The 18,624-nt window shown below is 73.0% G+C and carries 19 protein-coding genes; 9 read left to right on the top strand and 10 right to left on the bottom strand.

Features of this window, described 5'->3' with window-relative positions; all coding sequences use genetic code 11:
• Positions 1–51 precede the first annotated feature (51 nt).
• The 3 genes from J3P30_RS01155 to J3P30_RS01145 form a co-directional block, all read right to left on the bottom strand.
• Positions 52–1,323: a hypothetical protein gene (locus J3P30_RS01155; RefSeq protein ID WP_307807347.1), complete on the bottom strand. Its 1,272-nt coding sequence runs from the start codon at positions 1,321–1,323 to the stop codon at positions 52–54.
• Entirely contained in the window at positions 1,320–2,525 is a 1,206-nt protein-coding gene (locus J3P30_RS01150; protein ID WP_210479134.1) for an ATP-binding protein, read from the bottom strand. Before J3P30_RS01150 ends, J3P30_RS01155 begins: the two co-directional genes overlap by 4 nt.
• A gap of 175 nt (positions 2,526–2,700) precedes the next feature.
• Complete coding sequence (locus tag J3P30_RS01145) at positions 2,701–3,369, bottom strand: response regulator transcription factor (RefSeq protein WP_210479131.1); 669 nt, start codon at positions 3,367–3,369, stop codon at positions 2,701–2,703.
• 160 nt (positions 3,370–3,529) lie between these two features.
• Here J3P30_RS01145 and J3P30_RS01140 point away from each other — a divergent pair, with 160 nt between their 5' ends.
• Positions 3,530–3,721 carry a hypothetical protein gene (locus J3P30_RS01140; RefSeq protein WP_210479129.1) on the top strand — a complete coding sequence of 64 codons (192 nt, stop codon included), beginning with the start codon at positions 3,530–3,532 and terminating at the stop codon, positions 3,719–3,721.
• Here J3P30_RS01140 and J3P30_RS01135 read toward each other — a convergent pair.
• The 3 genes from J3P30_RS01135 to J3P30_RS01125 all read right to left on the bottom strand — a co-directional run bounded on the left by J3P30_RS01135 (position 3,711) and on the right by J3P30_RS01125 (position 7,693).
• Positions 3,711–4,922: a homoserine O-acetyltransferase gene (locus J3P30_RS01135; RefSeq protein WP_210479126.1), complete on the bottom strand. Its 1,212-nt coding sequence runs from the start codon at positions 4,920–4,922 to the stop codon at positions 3,711–3,713. The two genes, J3P30_RS01140 and J3P30_RS01135, sit on opposite strands and share 11 nt — an antisense overlap.
• Positions 4,923–5,210: 288 nt before the next feature.
• A complete protein-coding gene (locus J3P30_RS01130; RefSeq protein WP_210479123.1) occupies positions 5,211–6,527 on the bottom strand; it encodes a bifunctional o-acetylhomoserine/o-acetylserine sulfhydrylase in 1,317 nt (438 codons plus the stop codon).
• A gap of 101 nt (positions 6,528–6,628) precedes the next feature.
• A complete protein-coding gene (locus tag J3P30_RS01125; RefSeq protein ID WP_210479122.1) occupies positions 6,629–7,693 on the bottom strand; it encodes an acyltransferase family protein in 1,065 nt (354 codons plus the stop codon).
• 80 nt (positions 7,694–7,773) lie between these two features.
• Here J3P30_RS01125 and J3P30_RS01120 point away from each other — a divergent pair, with 80 nt between their 5' ends.
• Both J3P30_RS01120 and J3P30_RS01115 read left to right on the top strand, forming a co-directional pair.
• Positions 7,774–8,553 carry an SDR family oxidoreductase gene (locus J3P30_RS01120; protein WP_210479121.1) on the top strand — a complete coding sequence of 260 codons (780 nt, stop codon included), beginning with the start codon at positions 7,774–7,776 and terminating at the stop codon, positions 8,551–8,553.
• 136 nt (positions 8,554–8,689) lie between these two features.
• The gene (locus J3P30_RS01115) at positions 8,690–10,072 is read left to right on the top strand and encodes an HNH endonuclease signature motif containing protein (RefSeq protein ID WP_210479120.1); all 1,383 of its coding nucleotides are present in this window, start codon (positions 8,690–8,692) and stop codon (positions 10,070–10,072) included.
• Between the two features lie 49 nt (positions 10,073–10,121).
• Here J3P30_RS01115 and J3P30_RS01110 read toward each other — a convergent pair whose 3' ends face one another.
• Positions 10,122–10,811: a hypothetical protein gene (locus J3P30_RS01110; RefSeq protein ID WP_210479119.1), complete on the bottom strand. Its 690-nt coding sequence runs from the start codon at positions 10,809–10,811 to the stop codon at positions 10,122–10,124.
• 116 nt (positions 10,812–10,927) lie between these two features.
• Between J3P30_RS01110 and J3P30_RS01105 the strand changes: the two genes are divergently transcribed.
• From J3P30_RS01105 to J3P30_RS01080, 6 genes are read left to right on the top strand one after another with little or no spacing between them, the layout of a single operon-like run.
• Positions 10,928–11,446 carry a phosphoribosyltransferase gene (locus J3P30_RS01105; protein WP_210479118.1) on the top strand — a complete coding sequence of 173 codons (519 nt, stop codon included), beginning with the start codon at positions 10,928–10,930 and terminating at the stop codon, positions 11,444–11,446.
• Positions 11,447–11,481: 35 nt separating this feature from the next.
• A complete protein-coding gene (locus tag J3P30_RS14990; RefSeq protein WP_210479116.1) occupies positions 11,482–12,207 on the top strand; it encodes a Type 1 glutamine amidotransferase-like domain-containing protein in 726 nt (241 codons plus the stop codon).
• A gap of 3 nt (positions 12,208–12,210) precedes the next feature.
• Entirely contained in the window at positions 12,211–12,909 is a 699-nt protein-coding gene (locus tag J3P30_RS01095) for a uracil-DNA glycosylase (RefSeq protein WP_210479115.1), read from the top strand.
• Between the two features lie 24 nt (positions 12,910–12,933).
• Positions 12,934–13,512, top strand: a complete 579-nt coding sequence (locus J3P30_RS01090) for a GNAT family N-acetyltransferase (protein ID WP_210479114.1) — start codon at positions 12,934–12,936, stop codon at positions 13,510–13,512.
• Position 13,513: 1 nt separating this feature from the next.
• On the top strand, positions 13,514–14,941 hold the full coding sequence (locus J3P30_RS01085; protein ID WP_210479113.1) for an amidase: 1,428 nt from the start codon (positions 13,514–13,516) through the stop codon (positions 14,939–14,941).
• Between the two features lie 59 nt (positions 14,942–15,000).
• The gene (locus tag J3P30_RS01080; RefSeq protein ID WP_210479112.1) at positions 15,001–15,942 is read left to right on the top strand and encodes a siderophore-interacting protein; all 942 of its coding nucleotides are present in this window, start codon (positions 15,001–15,003) and stop codon (positions 15,940–15,942) included.
• Here the strand turns inward: J3P30_RS01080 and J3P30_RS01075 are convergent.
• The 3 genes from J3P30_RS01075 to J3P30_RS01065 are packed head-to-tail and all read right to left on the bottom strand — an operon-like array spanning position 15,909 to position 18,612.
• Positions 15,909–16,802 carry an SDR family NAD(P)-dependent oxidoreductase gene (locus tag J3P30_RS01075; protein WP_210479111.1) on the bottom strand — a complete coding sequence of 298 codons (894 nt, stop codon included), beginning with the start codon at positions 16,800–16,802 and terminating at the stop codon, positions 15,909–15,911. The two genes, J3P30_RS01080 and J3P30_RS01075, sit on opposite strands and share 34 nt — an antisense overlap.
• Positions 16,799–17,179 carry a Fe-S oxidoreductase gene (locus J3P30_RS01070; RefSeq protein WP_210479109.1) on the bottom strand — a complete coding sequence of 127 codons (381 nt, stop codon included), beginning with the start codon at positions 17,177–17,179 and terminating at the stop codon, positions 16,799–16,801. Before J3P30_RS01070 ends, J3P30_RS01075 begins: the two co-directional genes overlap by 4 nt.
• Positions 17,176–18,612, bottom strand: a complete 1,437-nt coding sequence (locus J3P30_RS01065; protein WP_210479107.1) for an NAD(P)/FAD-dependent oxidoreductase — start codon at positions 18,610–18,612, stop codon at positions 17,176–17,178. Before J3P30_RS01065 ends, J3P30_RS01070 begins: the two co-directional genes overlap by 4 nt.
• Positions 18,613–18,624: the final 12 nt, after the last annotated feature.

Below are 18,624 nucleotides of genomic sequence, written 5' to 3'. Positions count from 1 at the left end.
CTTGGTCTCCTGTGCTTTCCTCGGTGGATTCCGTCCTCGGCAGAACGCGGGTCATGAGTCGCTCGGGCTGTCGACGATGCACTCGATTTCGAGGCAGAGAGAGCCGTCGCGAACGGAGTCGGTGTGCCGGCCGACCTTGCGCATAGCGTCCCATGCGGCCGGGTCGACCCTGTTGCGCGCCACGCCGCTCGTCTCGATCACGATCGGGACCAGGACGCGCCGCAGGGCGCCGCCGTCGACGGCCTGCACGGGACCCAGCGTGACGCGCGCGGTCCGAGCGCCGGCCTCGCGCGGCGTGCGATCGGCGACCAGCAGCCAGAGGGTCGAGAGCAGCCCGTCGCGCTGCCGGGGATCGAGGAGGCCCGCGAGGCTGGACGGGTCGCTGAGGGTCACGGCCGGGCCGAGGAGCTCTGACTCGCTGATCGCGTGGTACAGCCACGTCTCGCGGCGGCCCTCGATGAGGTGGAGCCGGAGCTCGGTCGCGAGGGATGCCGCGGTCTGGGCGAGCTTCGGCGGCAGGGGCAGCGGGGTCCGCCCGCTCGCCACGCCCTCGAGGAGCTGCTCGGCCGCGAGATCCAGGCGCGCGAGCTCCTCGGACGCGAGCATCCCGACGGCGTAGCGCGGAGCCGACACCGTGCTCTGCACGAGCACCCGGTCGAGCTCCAGCGTCACCATCCGCCGGAAGGAGCGCAGGATGAGGGCGCCGAGCACCGCCGGGAGCACCGCGCGGGCGAGCATGGCGATGGATCCCGCGAGGTGCTCGGGCGCCGTGGCGCCGTCGAGGAGGTCCGCCGCGAGCAGGACGACGCCGATCGCGAGCGTGGCGGCGAGGATCTGCCGCGTCGGCCGCACGCCGGCGACCGCGAGCAGGCCGACGCCGGCGGCGATCCCGGCCGTGGTGTTGTCGGGCACGTCCCCGCGGTCCCAGCCCGCGATGAGGTCGAGCACCACGACGACTCCGAGCCCGCCGAGGAACGCGTAGAACTCGCGGTCCGGCAGGCGGTCGTCGTTGCGGCGGATCACGATGCCGACCGCGACCAGCAGCGATGCATAGAGCAGCCAGGCCATCGCCGCGAAGCCGGGCAGCGGGTAGTTGCCCCAGTGGTAGGTGAACCGCGCGAGGTCGTAGAGCGAGATGATGACGCACACCGCCGTGGCGCCGACGCCGAGGAAGCCGGTGCCCAGGCTGCCCGCGTTCTCGTCGATGATCCGCGAGCTGGCGAAGCTCGGCAGGCGCAGGGCGGGCCGCTTGCGCTGCTGCTGAGGGGGAGCGCCGAGGGTGTTCTCCTCGATGCCGGAGGGGACGAGGTCGCTGATCGTCACGGTCGCGGAACCTCCAGGACGACGGTGGTGCCCGAGCCGGGCGCCGAGAACACTCGGGCATTGCCGCCGACCTCGCGCAGGCGGGCCAGCACGGATTCCTTGAAGCCGAGGCGCCCCGCACCGATCGCCGAGACGTCGAAGCCGACGCCGCTGTCGGTGACGAGCGCCCGGATCGTCGTGTCGTCGTCGGTGATCGTGACGTGCGCCTCGGTGACCCCGGCGTGCCGGCGCACGTTCTCCAGGCACTCGGCGAGCGAGCCGAGGAACGCGTCGAGCACGTCGCTCGGCAGCAGCACCTGTCCCGTGCCGTGCCAGCTGACGGTGAGCCCCATCCGGCCGAAGCGCTGCTTGACGTTCTCGAGCGTGTTGCCGAGCGCCGACTCCGACGTCGGCTGGAGGGCGTAGCCGCCGCTCGAGGACGGCGTCGGCGTGGATCCGAGACGCAGCTGGCGCAGCAGGCGCGCGTCGTCGCCGGCCTGGTGGATGAGCGCGTTCGCGGACACGCCGACGCCCGAGTGGGCGAGCAGGGTCAGCGTCGCGAGCACGGTGTCGTGGAGGAGGCGCGCGCTCTGCCGGCGCTGCGCCTCGCGCTCGCTCGCCTGCCGCTCGGCACGGTGGGCGCGGCCGATGTTCGAGATCCGGCGGGCGGCACGCACCACGCCGGCGTTGAGCAGCGAGCCGATCACGACCGCGATCGCCCAGCCGGCGACGAGCACGGCGACGTCGAAGATCAGCGTCGGCAGCGCCCCGACCGTGATCACCGTGGCGACGAGCAGGACGGTGAAGCTCACGCCCATCACGATCATCCGGCCGAGCGACGTGGTCAGCACGACCGCGACGCTGGCGACCGCCCAGCCGACGAGGATCCGGATCGCGGTGTCCGCGGCGGTGCTGAGGCCCGTCGGCGACGCGGGGACGCCGGTCAGCGGCTCCAGCGCGCCGATGTCGGCGAGGTGGAGGACGAGCAGGATCAGCGTTCCGGCGGCGACGGCGAGCGGGGGCCAGAGCAGAGAGCGCGAGCGGCCGAGCCGGTCGAGCGCGACGCCCAGGACGGCGAACAGCGGGACGAGCAGCACGAGTGTTCCCGGCGCGACGGCGCCCGGGACCGCGAGGCACAGGAGCGCGACGACGGCGCCGGCCATGCCGACCATGCGGGCGCTGCTCTGCACGAGGCGGTCGCGCTCGCGGACGATTCGTTCCATGGGTTCCTGCAGACGAGAGGGCGGGGGTCCATACGGATCCGGGCCCGCTCGGGTGCGGGACTCCGATGACGGGCCTCGGGCGGCCCGTGCGGCAATGGTGGCAGGACGCGGCCCGGATGCCGGGTCGCCACGCCCGAGCGTGTCCCCCGTGGTACGCCGGGGGATACCGGAGGACCTACTCCGGAGTGATCCAGCCCTCGCGGATCGCGTGGCGGCGCAGGAGCACCTTCGTGCCCAGGTCGACGCCGATGGCGCGGTACTTGCGGCGTCCGCGCTTGATGTAGGACTTGATCGTCTCCTCGGTGGTGCTCATGTCGGAGGCGACCTCCTTGATCGAGCGCCCGGACGCGTAGAGCACGAGGGCCCGCTGCTCCTGCCGGCCGAGGTTCGGCTCCACGGTGCTCTCGAAGTCGTCGAGGGCCTTGCGCACGGCGTCGCTCGGCTCCGCGCGCCCGTCCGCGGCGGCGTGCACGGTCGCGATGAGGGCGTCGGCCGACTCGGTCTTGCCGACGAAGGCCGCGGCTCCGGCTTGGATGGCGCCGTAGATGGAACCCGAGTCGGCGTGCCGGGAGATGACGACCGTCTTGCTGCCTGCGGCGTTCAGCACGCGGAGTTTGGTGGAGACCGGGATGTTGTCCTCGAGGTTGAGGTCGAGGATCACGACGTCCACCGGGAACTCCGGATGCGAGACCAGCGCGCCCCACGAGGGGACCGCGGCGACCACCTGGAGCCCCGTCCGAGGCGCCCCGAGCCGCGCCTCCAGCCCGTCGAGGACCAGCCGGTGGTCGTCGACGATGGCTACTCGCAGACGCGGAGGGCGTCGCGGCGGAGTGGATACAGGCATGGTTTTACCTCGACTCGAAGTCTAGGGGCGGCGCCCCCGCCCGGCACCCCCGTCTTGCCTCTCCCCCGGATTGGGGAGTCGGAGCGGCAGGGTCGCCGGCAGGCCCCGGACCTATCGTGTGAGGAGCGCCCAGGGAAGGGCGCATCAGGGGGAAGATCGCATGGCTGCTCTCGCCGCGCTCGGTGTCCACGCCGGGGCTGCGCCGCTTTCGGAGAGCGTCGTGGGCAATGTGGTGCTCATCGGCGTCTCACTCGTCGGTCTGCTCGGGGCAGCCGCGCTGCTCGGCACGGCCAAGGAGATCAAGGCGGAGCGCGCGGACCCTCTCAACGAGCGCCACTACATCAACTTCTGACGCGCACCAGGAGTCGCTCGAGCTCCCGTCCGACGAGCTCGTTCTCGATCAGGAACCCGTCGTGGCCGTACTCGGAGGAGATGACGACGGGCTCGCCGTCGACCGCTCCGGGCGCATGGCGGGCGATCAGCTCCTGGTCCTGCACGGGGAACAGGCGGTCGGTGTCGATGCCGAGCACGAGCATCGGCGTCTCCAGCCGGGACAGCGCCGCTGTGACACCCCCGCGGCCGCGCCCGAGGTCGTGGGAGCTCATGGCCTGGACGAGGCGGATGTAGCTGTTCGCGTCGAACCGGCGCGTGAACTTGTTGCCGTGGAAGTCGAGGTAGGACTCGACGGCGAAGCGTCCCCCCGACCCGAGTGGATCGAGCGTGCTCTGCCACGAGCGTGAGAACCGGGCGTTGAGCTCGCCGGGGCTGCGGTAGTTGAGCAGCGCCATCCGGCGGGCGAGGGCGAGTCCCTGGTGCGGCCCGTTCCCGTCCGCCGCCGAGTAGTACCAGCCGCCGCGGAAGCGGGGATCCATCCGGATCGCCTCGAGCTGGACGGAATTGAGGGCGATCTGGTCGGCGCTGCACGCCGCGGGCGCCGCGAGCACCGCGAGGCGCTCGACACGCTCCGGGTAAAGCAGGCCCCACTCGAGCGCCTGCATGCCCGCCATGGAGCCGCCCAGGATGGCCGCCCACCGCTCGATGCCGAGCGCGTCCGTGAAGAGGCGCTGCGCCTCGACCTGGTCCCGGATGGTCAGGTGCGGGAATCGGGGACCCCACTCGCGGAGATCCGGGGCGAGGGACGCCGGCCCGGTGGAGCCCTGGCAGCCGCCCAGCATGTTGGGGGCGACCACGAACCAGCGGTCGGTGTCGATCGCGAGTCCGGGCCCGACGATCCCCGACCACCAGCCTCCGGTGGGCTGGCCCGGTCCCGGAGGGCCGGTGACGTGCGCGTCCCCGGTGAGGGCGTGCAGGACGAGCACGGCGTTGTCGCGGGCGGGGGAGAGCTCGCCGAAGGTCTCGTAGGCGATTCGGACGCCGGGGATCGACGCACCGCTCTCGAGCGGAACGGTGCCGATCGGCTGGAACCGCCGCCAGGCTGGGGGGTCGCCCTCCCGCCACGCCCCGGTGGAGGGCGGCTTGCCGAGCACGGCGCGCTGGTCCGCCTCCGTCACGAAGGAGGAGGGAACCGCGTCCTCGGGGGTCTGCCAGTCCATGCCGCGATCAGTATGACCGAGCGGCGGGGCCGTCCCGCCTTCTGTTACGCCCTCCGTGCCTCCTGCGCGAATCAGGAAATTCCACGCTGTTCAGGATGGACGGCGCGTTTCCGGCGCGGTTCAGGACGACACGCCGGGGCCGGGCGGCGAAGTCCTGATCGGCGCAGAGCCGGCGCGGGCGGTTGAACGGCGCGACTGTGGCGACCGCCGGAGAACGGCGGAACCGCCCGGCCCCGCCACCGACCCCCCTCGGGGAGCGGCAGCGGGACCGGGCGGTCCCGATCCGTGTTACGCCTCGACGGACGAGAGGGCGCGAGCGGCAGCCAGGCCCGCCTCGAGGTCCGCCTTCAGGTCGTCGATGTGCTCGAGGCCCACGGAGAGGCGCACGAGGCCCGGGGTCACGCCGCTCGTGAGTTGCTGCTCGGGCGTGAGCTGGGAGTGCGTGGTGGAGGCCGGGTGGATGACGAGCGAGCGCACGTCGCCGATGTTGGCGAGGTGGCTGAAGAGGGTGAGGCTCTCCACGAACCGGCGCCCGGCGTCGACTCCGCCCTTGAGCTCGAACGAGACCACGGCTCCGACGCCCTTCGGGGCGTACTTGTTCGCCGCCGCGTACCAGGGGCTCGACGGCAGGCCGGCGTAGTTCACGCTCGCGACGTCGGGGTGGTTCTCGAGCCACTCCGCGATCTCCTGCGCGTTCTGGTTGTGGCGCTCGATCCGCAGCGAGAGGGTCTCGATGCCCTGGATGAGGTGGAAGGCCGAGTCGGGCGAGATCGCGGCGCCGAGGTCGCGGAGCAGCTGCACGCGCGCCTTGATGATGTACGCGATCGCGTCGCCGACGGCCTGGGTGTAGACCGCGCCGTGGTACGACGGGTCCGGCGTCGACAGCCCCGGGAACCGCTCCGCGTGCTTCGACCACTCGAACTTGCCGCCGTCGACAATCACGCCGCCGATGACGACGCCGTGGCCGCCGAGGAACTTCGTCGCCGAGTGCACGACGATGTCGGCGCCGTGCTCGAGCGGGCGGATGAGATACGGCGTCGCGATCGTGTTGTCCACGATCAGCGGGACGCCGGCCTCGTGCGCGACGTCGGCGACGAGGCGGATGTCGAGGATGTTGATCTTCGGGTTGCCGATGGTCTCGCCGAAGAACAGCTTCGTGTTCGGGCGGACCGCGCGGCGCCACTCCTCGGGGTCGTCCTGGTCCTCGACGAAGGTGACCTCGATGCCGAGCTTGCCGAGCGTGTACTTGAAGAGGTTGTACGTGCCGCCGTAGATCGAGCTCGAGGACACGATGTGGTCGCCCGCCTGGGCGATGTTGAGCACCGCGTAGGACTCGGCCGCCTGGCCGGAGGCGAGCAGCAGCGCTGCGGACCCGCCCTCCAGCGTCGCGATCCGCTCCTCGACGACCGCCTGGGTCGGGTTCTGGATGCGGTTGTAGATGTTGCCGAACTCGGCGAGCGCGAACAGGTTCTTCGCGTGGTCGGCGCTGTCGAAGACGTACGAGGTCGTCTTGTAGATCGGGGTCGCACGGGCCTTGGTCACGGGGTCGGGTGCCGCGCCGGCGTGGATCTGCTGGGTCTCGAACTTCCAGGGGGTGTCGGTCATGCGAGCGAGCCTAGGGAGCGGCCGGGGGCGCCCCCAATGCGTCCGCAATCCGGCGTAACTATCACGGCTCGGCGGTTCCCGCGCTGATCAGCAGTTCGACCTCAGCGCTGGTGCTTGTCCTCAAGCACCAGCAGGCGTCCGATCGGCGGCTCGACGAGGGGGCGGAGGAGGCGCCGGGCAGGCGCGGAGGAGAGCACCACGGTGATGACCGCCGCGAGGGCGAGCATCAGGAGGAGGACCGGAAGAGTCGCATTGTCGGCCAGGATCCCGGTCTCGCGGAGCGGGTACAGCGCGAAGGTGTGGAACAGGTACACGTAGAGGGTGCCGGCGCCGAGGCCCGTGAACCACGTCTGCCGGCGCGGGAGGAGCGCGAGCACTGCGAGGCAGAGGACCGCGGAGAGGACGAGCATCGCGAGGCGCATCGCCGAGCCCCCCAGGAGGTCGTAGCCGAAGGTCGAGCACGCCTCGTTGGCGAAGAAGAACTCCTTCAGCCGGAGCTCGCGCCACAGCGGCAGCCCCACGACGAGCGCCATCGCCGCGACGACGACGAGAGCCCCGGCGACCGCGCGCACGGCGTGGACGGTGCGGGCCGGCGCCTCGCTCCAGCGCCGCCCCGCCTCGTGCCGGCGCAGCTCCCAGCCGAGGACGAAGAAGGGCAGCAGGGCAAAGGTCCGGGACAGGGCGAGGGTACTGTCGATCTGCTCGGTGCACCCGGCGGCAAGGGCCAGCGCGGTCGCCCACAGCAGCGGCGCGCGCAGCATCGCGAACAGGGGGAGGAGCAGCCTCCACCAGATGAGGGCGAGCAGGAACCACAGCGTCCAGGACGCGTTCGCGTAGTCCCAGTGCGTCTGGCCCTCGACCAGCCACTGGATGACAGTCCAGATCGTCTCGAACACCAGGTAGGGCGCGACGAGGTCGGTGAGGATGCGCCGCAGATCCCGCGCTTCGAGGCGGGGCTTCGAGAAGTGGCCGCTGACCAGCACGAAGAGCGGGATGTGGAACGAGTAGATCGCGAGGTACACCGCGAAGGCGGGCTCCAGGTCCCCGGTCAGTCGCTGGATCGCGTGCCCCGCCACGACGAGGTAGATGGCGATGAACCGCGCGTTGTCCCAGAGCGGGACGCGCACCTTCGGCGCCGTGGTCTCCCGCGCGCCCGCCGTCGTCACGTCGTCAGCCTACGGCCCGCGATTCCGCTCGCCGCTAGCGTTGACAGGGCGGGCGCAGGCCCCGCGCGGAGGGAGCCGAGGTGTCGGGCAGGCGAGCGGTCGTCACGGGGGCGAGCACGGGGATCGGATGGGCGACCGTCGCGCTGCTGCGGGAGCGGGGCTGGGAGGTCACCGGCGTCGCGCGCCGCGCCGAGCGCCTAGACCGGCTTGCGGCGGAGACCGGGGCGGACGTGTTCGCCGCCGACCTGACCCGGGACGAGGACGTCGCCGCGCTGCGGGAGCACCTCGCGCGACTCGGCCGCCTGGACGTGCTCGTCAACAACGCGGGCGGCGCCCGCGGCCTGGACCGGATCGAGGACGGCCGGCCCGAGGACTGGCTGTGGATGTACGAGGCCAACGTCCTCGCCGTCCAGCGCATCACCACCGCTCTGCTGCCGCTCCTGCGGGCGACCGCGGCGGAGGCCGGCAACGCCGACATCGTCAACATCACGTCGGTCGCGGCTGCAGAGGTGTACGAGGGCGGCGCCGGCTACAACGCCGCGAAGGCGGCGGAGGCGGCGGTCTCGCGCGTGCTGCGACTCGAGCTGGCGGGGGAGCCGCTGCGCGTCATCGAGATCGCGCCGGGGATGGTGAAGACCGAGGAGTTCTCGCTGCGCCGCTTCGGCGGAGACCAGGAGCGCGCCGACAGGGTCTACCAGGGGGTCGAGGACCCCCTGACGGCGGAGGACGTCGCGGAGGTGATCGCCTTCGCGGTCGGGCTGCCGGGGCACGTCAACCTCGACTCCGTGACGGTCCGTCCGGTCGCGCAGGCGGCCCGCGACAAGGTGATCCGGGGGCCGCTCGCGGTCGGCTCGGACTGACGGGCACCGCGTCGGTGGAGGTCGGCGTCGCAGCGTCCGTATCGCTCCGACTTGCTTCAACCAATGGCTGAGGGTGCTGTGGAAAACGGCGCCGGGACGTGCCGGACTGTCGGTGGTGGCGTGAAGAATCGGTCGCGTGGAAAGGCCCACCGACACCCTCGCGCAGCAGGCGGCAGCGCTCGCCGAGCTGGTGCGGGAGGCGGCGTGGGCGGGTGAGGAGGCGTCCCTGGCGGAGGTCGCCGACGGGCTGACCGATCGTGCGCTCATCGACTGCCTGGAGCGGCTGGGCGCCCTGGTCAATCTCGCGGACGCCGTCGGCAGCCGACTCGCCGGCGTGCTCGCACAGCGGTCGGAGCGGGACAGCGCGGAGCCTCTCGCGAAGCGGCTGGGTGCCCGTTCTGCCCCGCTCGCGGTCGCTGCGGCGCACGTGTCGGTCAGTCGCGCGGCTGAGTGGTGCAAGGTCGGCCGGGCTCTCGCGGTGCGGCGGTCGCTCACGGGAGACCCTCTCCCCTCTCTGCACGAGTCTGTTGCGGCAGCGCTCGACACCGGCGCGATCTGCAGTGACGCGGCGCGCATGATCGTGGAGACCATCACCCAGGTCGCACCGAGAGCGCTTCCCGAGAAGGTGCAGGCCTGGGAGGCGTTCCTCGTGAACGAGACGCTCGAGAACGGGACCGCCCGGCTCGGCCAGGCGTGCCGGGCGGTGATCGCAAGGGCGGACGACGATGCCGTCGAGCTCCGCGAGGAGGAGTTGCGTGCCCGCGCCGGGCTCAAGGTCGTCAAGCGCCGCGATGGTCTCACCCGTCTCGTGGTCGACGCTGATCCGGAGAGCGCCGGCTGGCTGGTGGCGGCGCTGGACGCTCGCACCGCTCCTCGACGGGAGGTCCGGTTCACCGACCCGGAGGAGCCGGCGATGGATGAGGCGACGATCGACCGCCGGACGGCGTCGCAGAAGCGGCTCGACGCGCTGGTGTCGATGGCACGCGAGAGCCTCAAGCACGACCCCGGCGACCTGTCCGGGACTGCGGCGACCCTGCTCGTCGGCATCAGCTACGAGTCCCTCGTCTCGGGCGTCGGCGCTGCGACCATCTACGGCACCGACGAGAAGATCTCGGCGAAGACCGCCCGCCGCATCGCCTGCGCCGCGCGCATCCTCCCGGTCGTGCTCGGGGGCGACTCGCAGATCCTCGACTTCGGCGAGGGGCGCCGCCTGTTCAGCGAGTCCCAGCGGTACGCCATGGCCTGGCGCGACGGCGGCTGCGTCTGGCCCGGCTGCGATCAGCCTCCGGCGAGGTGCGAGGCCGCGCACCTCGCGGGCTGGCACCAGGGCGACGGGCAGCCGCACGGCCGGACGGATCTGAGCAACGGAGTCCTCCTCTGCCCGTTCCACCATCGGAGAATCGACAACGACGGCTGGACGATCGAGTTCCGAGAGGGGATTCCGTATCTGATCCCGCCGCCCTGGGTCGATCCGACACGGAGGCCGAGGCGGGCTGGCCGCGCGGAACCGCCGGGATAGCGCCTCGGTCACCGAGGTACCGCTGCGTGGGTGGGTGCAGACCGTCGCATCAGCGCGTGGCGACGAGCACGAGCCCCGCGACGAGCACGGCGGCGCCGACCGCCGCGAGGCCCGCCTCGGTGAGCGGGACGCTCCGCTTCGCACCGCGGACCGCCAGCATGTTGACGGCCGAGTGCAGCGGGATCGTGAGCAGGACGAGCCAGGGCGCGGCGAACAGCAGGAGCGTGAAGCCGAGGTGCAGGGCGATCGCGCTGAGCCGCTCCGCGAAGCCCCAGAACGGGTTGGACGGCACGAGCATGCCCTGCGCCTCGAGCAGCTCGCGCGCCTCGCGGGACTTCGGGTCGTCCCTGCCCACGATCCCGGCGATGACGAGCGAGTTCGCGGCGAGCACGACCACCTCGATGGCGGCCCAGCCGAAGCCCGCCCACAGGGCATCGCCGAGGGAGCGGACGAGCAGCAGCACGACGACCAGGCGCACGAGCTCCTCCGCCGGTCCCGAGAACCATCCCACGGCGGTCGCCGCCTGCTCCCGGGGCAGACGCCGGGCGGCGATCAGCGCGACCGGCTGGCGCAGCACGAGGGCGACCATCCAGCCGGCCGCGCCGACGAGCAGGGGCAGCGCGGCGGGCGCGCCGGCGAGGATCAGGAGCACGACCAGCGCGACGACCGCGGCGGGAAGCGTGGACAGGGCGTTCAGGCGCAGCCGCCCGGCGAGTCGGGAGTCGAGCGTCTCGGTCATGCGGGGTCTCCGGCGGAATCGGTGGGAGGAGGGAGGTCGTGGCAGGTGGGTCAGCGCGGATCCTGCCGGCCTGCGCTCGTCGCGGGCGCCGCGACCCGAGGGTCTAACGTAAACGCATGTCGATCGAGCAGGCGTCCGCGGACACGACGGTGGCGGAGCAGCCTCCCCGCGAGGTCCTCGGCTGGCTCGAGTTCGGGGACGCGTCCCGGCAGCTCGCCCACTCAATCGCGGACTCCGGATTCTCGCCGGAGATCGTCGTCGCGATCGCCCGCGGCGGCCTGCTCCTGGCCGGAGCCGTGGCGTACGCGCTCGGCGTGAAGAGCTGCGGCAGCCTCAATGTCGAGTTCTACACGGGCGTGGATCAGCGGCTCGCCGAGCCCGAGATCCTCCCTCCGCTGCTCGACGGCGCCTCGCTCGCCGGCAAGCGGGTCCTCCTCGTCGACGACGTGTCCGACTCGGGACGCACCCTCAAGCTCGCCGTCGAGCTGCTCGAGAACCTCGGGGCGGACGTCCGCAGCGTCACGCTGTACACGAAGCCGCGCACGATCCTCGCGCCGGACTTCTGCTGGCGGAACACGGACCGCTGGATCGTCTTCCCCTGGTCGGCCCTGCCGCCCGTGACGGCCGAGGGCTGAGCCAGTCCTACAGAGCGCGCCACTAGCCTGAACGGGTGAGCGTGCACCTCGTCGGGGGCGGATGGCCCGAGAACAGCACCGGTGCGGCCTTCCGTGCCTTCGTCGAAGAGGCGACCGGCCGGGCGAAGGACCAGGGCGTGCTGGGAGCCCCGCGGATCGCGGTCGTCGTCGTGCGCGACGGCGACGAGCTCGAGCACGCGGCGGCCCTCGTCGCCGAGGCGGCGCACACCGGGCTGATCGACGAGCGCGTCGTCGCGCTCCCCGAGGGCGGCCGGGCCGAGCCGGGCATCCTCGCCGACGCGGACGGCATCCTCGTCGGCGGCGGCCTCACGCCCGCGTATCTCGACGCGCTGGCGCCGCTGTTCGAGGAGATCCGCACGCGGGTGCAGGAGGGCGTCCCCTACCTGGGCTTCTCGGCCGGCGCGATGATCGCGCCCGAGCGGGCGATCATCGGCGGCTGGCGCATCGGAGGCGTCCCGGTGAGTCCCGAGGAGGCGGGCGAGGAGCTCGACGAGGTCACCGTCGTCAACGGCATCGGCCTGCTCGACGTGACCGTCGAGGTCCACACCGCGCAGTGGGGCACGCTGTCGCGCCTCGTCGCCGCCACGTCCGCGGGCCTCACCGACGGCGGCATCGCGATCGACGAGTCGACCGCGCTGATCGTCGGGTCGAACGGCGTCCGGGTCGCGGGGGCGGGCAACGTCTGGCGCGTCGCCCCCGACGAGCGCGGCGTGATCGTCGACGTCCTCGCCGCCGGCTGAGACGTGCGCCGTACCCTCGCGGAGCTCGCCGCGGACGGCGACATCGACCCCGGCTGGGCCGACGCGCTCGCGCCGGCACAGGACACGCTGACCGCGCTCGGCGACTTCCTGCGGGCCGAGCACGCGGCCGGGCGGGCGTCCCTTCCCGACGGGAAGGACGTGCTCCGGGCCTTCCGCACGCCCCTCGCGGACGTCCGGGTGCTGCTGGTCGGGCAGGACCCGTATCCGACCCCCGGACACCCGATCGGCCTCGCGTTCGCAGTCGAGCGGCACGTGCGGCCGATCCCGCGCAGCCTCGCCAACATCTACCGGGAGCTGCGCGACGACCTCGGCGTCCCGGTCGCCGAGCACGGCGACCTCTCGGCATGGACGCGGTCGGGGGTTCTGCTGCTCAACCGGGTCCTCACGGTCCGGCCGGGCACGCCGGGATCGCACCGCGGGATCGGATGGGAGGCGGTCACCTCGCTCGCCATCCAGCGCCTCGTCGAGCGCGGCGGCCCGCTCGTGGCCGTCCTGTGGGGCCGCCACGCGCAGACGCTGCGGCCGCTGCTCGACGGGGTCCCGGTGATCGAGTCCGTCCATCCGAGCCCCCTGTCGGCCTCCGGCGGCTTCTTCGGCTCCCGGCCCTTCAGCCGCGTCAACGCCGCGCTGGCCGCTCAGGGAGCGGAGCCCGTCGACTGGCGGGTCGAGCCCGCCCGCTAGTTTGGAGCGGAGGAAGGAGCGCACGTGCTCGAAGAGGAATACGAGGTGAAGCGGGTCCTGCCCCGGCACCTGCGCAAGCAGCCGCCCCCGGAGCCGGCCTTCACCTTCGAGATCCGCGATGCGACGCCGCGCGACCTGCCCGACATCCGTGAGATCTACAACTACTACGTCACCAACAGCGTCGTCACCTTCGACGAGGACACGATGTCGCTGCGGGAGTGGCGTGCGAAGTACGCGTACCTGACGAAGCTCAAGATGCCGTTCCTCGTCGCCGTCTCGCCGAATCAGCAGGTGCTCGGCTACGCGCTGGTGACGCCGTGGAAGCAGAAGCGGGCCTACCGCTACACCGTCGAGAACTCGATCTACCTGCGGCCGGCCGCCACCGGGAAGGGGCTCGGCCGTGCGCTGCTCGCCGCGCTCATCGACCGGTCGAAGGAGGCCGGGCTGAAGGAGATCCTCGCGGTGATCGCGGACAAGGGCGCCGAGTCCTCGATCGCGCTGCACGAGTCGTTCGGCTTCCGCGAGATCGGGCGGATGGGCCGCGTGGGCTTCAAGTTCGAGCGCTGGCTCGGCACCGTCCTGCTGCAGAAGAGCCTCAAGTAGCGTGTTCGAGCTGCACCACCTGAGCGCCCAGGAGCAGTGGGACTGGCTGCAGCGGGGCGACGTCACACCGGGCGAGCTCGCCGAGCACTACCTCCGCCGGATCGAGCGGCTCAACCCCGAGCTCGGGGCGCTGTCGAGGGTGGACGGGGACGCCGCTCTCGATCGTGCCCGTGAGGTCGAACGCCGTCCGCGCTCGGTGGAGCTCTGGGGCCTGCCCTACGCGGAGAAGGAGCTGTCCCGCCGGGCGGGAGCGCCCGCGACTTCCGGATCCCGGGTGTTCGCCGAGGTCATCGCCGAGGAGTCGGACGAGATCGTTCGGGTGCTCGACGCCGCGGGCGCGGTCAGCGTCGGCGCGACGACGGCGCCCGAGTTCGGCTTCCCGTCGTACACCGAGCCGTCGGGCCGGCCTCCCGCACGGAACCCCTACGACACGACCCGCGGCGCGGGAGGCTCCAGCGGCGGGGCCGCGGCCGCGGTGGCGGCGGGCCTGCTGCCCTTCGCCCCCGGCAGCGACGGCGGCGGGTCCGTCCGCATCCCGGCCGCGGCCACGGGGCTCGTCGGCATCAAGCCCTCCCGAGGGCTGGTGCCCGCCGCGGCGGTGGCCGACAGCCTCGCGGGGCTCGTCGTGCCGGGACCGATCGCCCGCTCGGTCCCCGACGCCGCGATGCTGCTCGACGCGATGATCGTGCGCAGGGGAGAGGTCCCCGACTACCCGATGACGCTCCGCGCCCCCGACCCGGGGCGTCTGCTCGGAGCGGCGGTGCGCGGGGAGGGACGCTTCACCGTGGGCGTCACGATGCGGAGTCCCTGGGACGACGCGGTCGAGGTGACCGTGTCGCCGGAGGCCGCCGACGCGCTCGCCGTCGCCCGCGACGCGCTCGCCGAGCTCGGCCACGGCATCGAGGAGGCCACGCTGCCGGACTCGCGGGAGTACCCGGGCGCGTTCCGCGCCGTCTGGCAGGCGGGGGCCGCCGCGCTCCCGCTGCCGCCGGGGTCGCTGAGCCTCGTCGAGCCGCTGACCGCCTGGCTCGTCGAGGCGGGACGGCGCCTGAGCGCGGCGGATCTCGTCGGCGCCCTGGCCGCCCTCTCCCGCTACGAGCGCGCCCTGATCGGGCGGGTGTTCCGCGACGCGCGCCTCGACGTCCTCCTCACGCCGGCGCTCGCCCTCCCGCCGCGCCCGCTCGGCTGGTGGGACGCCGACGACGGTGAGCGGAACTTCGAGCAGCAGGTGCAGTACACCCCGTACACGTCGTTCGCGAACGCGACCGGGCTGCCCGCGATCGTGCTGCCGGTCTCCGCGAGCGCGGAGGGGCTGCCGATGGGCGTGCAGCTGATCGGGCGGCCCGGCGGGGAGGCGGTGCTCGTCTCGATCGGGCGCCAGCTCGAGCGGCGGTTCCGGTGGGAGCGCCGGCACCCGCCGCAGTGGTGAGGCGTCCGCTCCGAGGGTGAGCCTGGCGTCGTCGTCGCCGCCCGAGGTAAGGTTAGGCAATGCTTACTTCGCTCGCCCCGGTGCGGCCCCGCCCGTCGTACCGCCCGTATCGGGTGAGCGTGCGGAGGATCGAGCGGCTCTCGCCGTCCTTCTCCCGGGTGACCTTCACCGGGCCGGACCTCGTGACCTTCGGCACCGCCGGGCTCGACCAGCGCGTAAAGCTGCTGCTCCCGCTTCCGGGGCTCGGGTACGACCACCTCGGCGTCGACGACCCCGAGGTACTGGAGACCGGCGGCTGGTACCTCCGCTGGAGGGACCTGCCGGACGACCTCCGGAACCCGCTGCGCACCTACACGGTGCGCGCGGTGCGCCCGTCCCTCGCCGAGGTGGACATCGACTTCGCCGCGCACGGCGACCTCGGTCCCGCGTCCGCGTGGGTGCGGCGCGCGGTGGCCGGCGACGAGCTGGTCCTCGTCGGCCCGGATGCCGAGGGCGAGGATCCGAGCGCGGGCATCGCGTGGACGCCCGGCGCCGCGACGAGTCTCTTCCTCGCCGGCGACGAGACGGCGGTTCCGGCGATCTCCGCGATCCTCGAGTCGCTGCCGGACGGTACGCCCGCGACCGCGCTCCTCGAGGTCCCGACGGCCGCCGACGCGCTGCGGCTGGAGGTCTCGCCGAACGTCGACGTCGTCTGGCTGCCGCGGAACGGCGCCGCCGTCGGCACCGCCCTGGATCCCGCGGTCCGCGAGTGGATCATCGACCACCTCGCCGCGCTCGAGAGTGCCGCCGCCGAGCAGGACCTCGCCGAGATCGACGTCGACTCGGCCCTCCTGTGGGAGACGCCGAGCGATCCTCCCGCCGCCGCGCTCTACGCCTGGCTCGCCGGCGAGGCCGCCGTCATCAAGACGCTGCGCCGCTTCCTCGTCCGCGACTGCGGCCTCGACCGCCGCCAGGTCGCATTCATGGGCTACTGGCGCGAAGGCCGCGCCGAGGGCGACTGACCGACCCTCTCCTCCGCCGCCTCCCACAGGCGCCGGGCCAGGTCCGGGTCGTCCGCCTGCGGGGACGTGAGACCGTTCGCCCGCAGCCGCGAGAAGTAGGTGCCGCTCGGGACGCCGAGCTCGGGCGCGGTCGCGAGGCGGACGAGCGGATCCGCCCCCTCCTCCGGGCTGATCGCGAGGCTGCTGCCGGTCACCTCGGCGGCCCGCGCGAGAAGCGGGATCCCGCGCACGAAGCGCGTGCGGACGAGGCCCGGATGGAAGGCGTGGGCGCGGACACCCGACCCGTCGAGTCGCCGGGCCAGCTCCCTCGTGAGGACGATGTTCGCGAGCTTCGCCGTGCAGTAGGCGGGCCATCCGCCGAGCCAGGGACCCGACGACCGGTCCAGGTCGTCCAGCCGGATGCGGCCCGCGACGTTGCCGAGGCTCGAGGTCGCGACGACGCGGACCAGCTCGGGCGCCGCCGCCGCTGTCTCGCGAAGCCGCGGCAGCAGCAGGGAGGTGAGCAGGAACCCGGCGAGCACCGACTCCTGCAGGGTCCGCTCGTTGCCGTCCTCCGTCCGCTCCCGCCGGGGAAGGATGCCGCCCGCGTTGTTGGCCAGGACATGGATGCGCGGATACCGCTCGAGCAGCCGCGCCGCGAGCGCCCGCACGTCCGACAGGCGGCCGAAGTCAGCGACGAAGGGCTCCGCCCCGAGGGCCACGGCCGTCCTCCGCGTCCGCTCCTCGTTGCGCCCGACGAGGGCGACCTCCGCGCCGAGCGTGGTGAGAGCGCGGGCGGCGGCGGCGCCGATGCCCGAGCTGCCCCCGGTGACGACCGCCACGAGCCCGGAGGCCTCCCCGGGCGGCGGCAGGGTCCTCATCGGCGGACGCCGCGCCGCGGGAGGTAGCCGCCGTCCTCGAGGCCCGCCTCGATCTCGAAGCGGTTCTTCAGCGGGTCCGTGCCCGCCAGCCAGTAGAGGATCGGCATCCAGAGGCCGAGCCGGCGCCACTGCTCCACGTGCACCTTCTCGTGCCGGATCACCGCCTCCCCGACGTTGTCGTGCGTCAGATAGACCCGCCCGACCGTCGTGCCGCCGCGGCGGAACGCCCACCGCGGGAGTCCCGTGAGGATGATGAGGTCCCCGTCCTTGCGCACGCGGCCGGTGCTGAGCGGGAGGCCGAAGGCGAGCGCGACGACGGTCGCGTAGAGGAAGCCGAACTCGCGCAGGAGCCGGCGGCGGGGCGGTCGATCGCTCATGCGTCCGGCCTTCCATAGGTCTCGAGGAGGCGCAGCCACACCTCGCTGGTGGTGGGAAAGGAGGGGACGGCGTGCCACAGGCGGCGCAGCGGCACCTCGCCCACGAGCGCGACGGTGGCCGAGTGCAGCAGCTCGGCCACGTCCTGGCCCACGAAGGTCGCCCCGAGCAGGACGTCCCGGGCCGGGTCGATGACGAGCCGGGCGCGGCCCGTGTACTCGTCGGAGAGCAGCGAGGCCCCCGCCACGGCGGCGATGTCGTAGTCGACGACGCGGACGTCGAGGCCCGCGTCCCGGGCCGCCTTCTCGGTGAGCCCGACGGAGGCGACCTCGGGGTCCGAGAAGGTGACCTGCGGCACCGCGCCGGAGTCGGCGCTCGCGACGTGCAGGCCCCAGCGGCCGTCGTCGAGCGCGCGCCCCTGCGCCCGCGCGGCGATGGCCTCGCCGGCCGCGCGCGCCTGGTACTTCCCCTGGTGGGTGAGCAGCGCCCGGTGGTTGACGTCGCCGACCGCATAGAGCCAGGGATCGCCGTCGTTCGTGTCCGCGCGGACGAGCATCGTGTCGTCGACGTTCAGCCAGTCGCCGTCCTCGAGCCCGACGGTCGCGAGGCCCAGATCGTCGGTGCGCGGCCGGCGTCCCGTCGCGACGAGGAGCTCCTCCGCCGTGACGGCGCTGCCGTCGTCGAGCTCGAGGCTCACGCCGTCCGCGGTCCGGCGGGCGGCCGTGGGCCGGACGCCGAGCCGCAGGGTCGCACCCGACCGCTCGAGCTGCTCCGCGACGAGCTCGCCGGCGAAGGGCTCCATGCGGCCGAGGAGTCCACCTCGCGCGACGACGGTGACGCGGCTGCCGAGGGCGAGAAAGGCGGTCGCCATCTCGGCCGCCACGACCCCGCCGCCGAGGATGGCGAGCGAGGCCGGCACGGTCTTCACCTCGGTGGAGTTCCGGCTGGTCCACGGCTCCGCCTCCGCCAGTCCCGGCACGTCGGGGAGCATCGCGGCGCTGCCGGTGCACACGGCGACGGCGAACCTAGCAGTGAGCTCGATCGGCTCGCCGACCTCCGGTGTGACCGTCACGGTGCGCCGGCCCGTGATGCGCGCGCGGCCGCGGAGGAGGTCGATGCCCGCGTCCGACATCCAGTGCACGTGGCTGGAGTCGTCCCAGTCGTGGACGAACGAGTCGCGGCGCCGCAGCACGGCCTCCGCGTCGAGCCGTCCGGTCACGGCGGCCTTCGCGCCCTCGACACGGCGAGCGGCGTCGAGCACGAGACCGGGGCGCAGGATCGCCTTCGAGGGGATGCACGCCCAGTAGGAGCACTCGCCGCCGACGAGCTCCACCTCGACCGCCACCGCCGACAGGCCCCGTTTCGACGCGTAGTCCGCCACGTTCTCTCCGACGGGTCCCGCCCCCAGCACGATGAGGTCGTACGTCCGCGTCACGTGTCCTCCTCC

It is taken from the genome of Naasia sp. SYSU D00948 (assembly GCF_017916515.1).
Lineage (GTDB): Bacteria > Actinomycetota > Actinomycetes > Actinomycetales > Microbacteriaceae > Naasia.
The sequence above is the reverse complement of the archived record's forward strand: the minus strand, read 5'-3'. Positions and strand labels throughout refer to the sequence as shown.

Bases quoted from the DNA above. Each gene is read 5' to 3' on its own strand.
- J3P30_RS01070 (WP_210479109.1), bottom strand. From the start codon at position 17,179: ATGAGCGATCGACCGCCCCGCCGCCGGCTCCTGCGCGAGTTCGGCTTC.
- J3P30_RS01110 (WP_210479119.1), bottom strand. From the start codon at position 10,811: ATGACCGAGACGCTCGACTCCCGACTCGCCGGGCGGCTGCGCCTGAAC.
- J3P30_RS01140 (WP_210479129.1), top strand. From the start codon at position 3,530: ATGGCTGCTCTCGCCGCGCTCGGTGTCCACGCCGGGGCTGCGCCGCTT.
- J3P30_RS01145 (WP_210479131.1), bottom strand. From the start codon at position 3,369: ATGCCTGTATCCACTCCGCCGCGACGCCCTCCGCGTCTGCGAGTAGCC.
- J3P30_RS01150 (WP_210479134.1), bottom strand. From the start codon at position 2,525: ATGGAACGAATCGTCCGCGAGCGCGACCGCCTCGTGCAGAGCAGCGCC.
- J3P30_RS01080 (WP_210479112.1), top strand. From the start codon at position 15,001: ATGCTTACTTCGCTCGCCCCGGTGCGGCCCCGCCCGTCGTACCGCCCG.
- J3P30_RS01130 (WP_210479123.1), bottom strand. From the start codon at position 6,527: ATGACCGACACCCCCTGGAAGTTCGAGACCCAGCAGATCCACGCCGGC.
- J3P30_RS01105 (WP_210479118.1), top strand. From the start codon at position 10,928: ATGTCGATCGAGCAGGCGTCCGCGGACACGACGGTGGCGGAGCAGCCT.
- J3P30_RS01075 (WP_210479111.1), bottom strand. From the start codon at position 16,802: ATGAGGACCCTGCCGCCGCCCGGGGAGGCCTCCGGGCTCGTGGCGGTC.
- J3P30_RS01135 (WP_210479126.1), bottom strand. From the start codon at position 4,922: ATGGACTGGCAGACCCCCGAGGACGCGGTTCCCTCCTCCTTCGTGACG.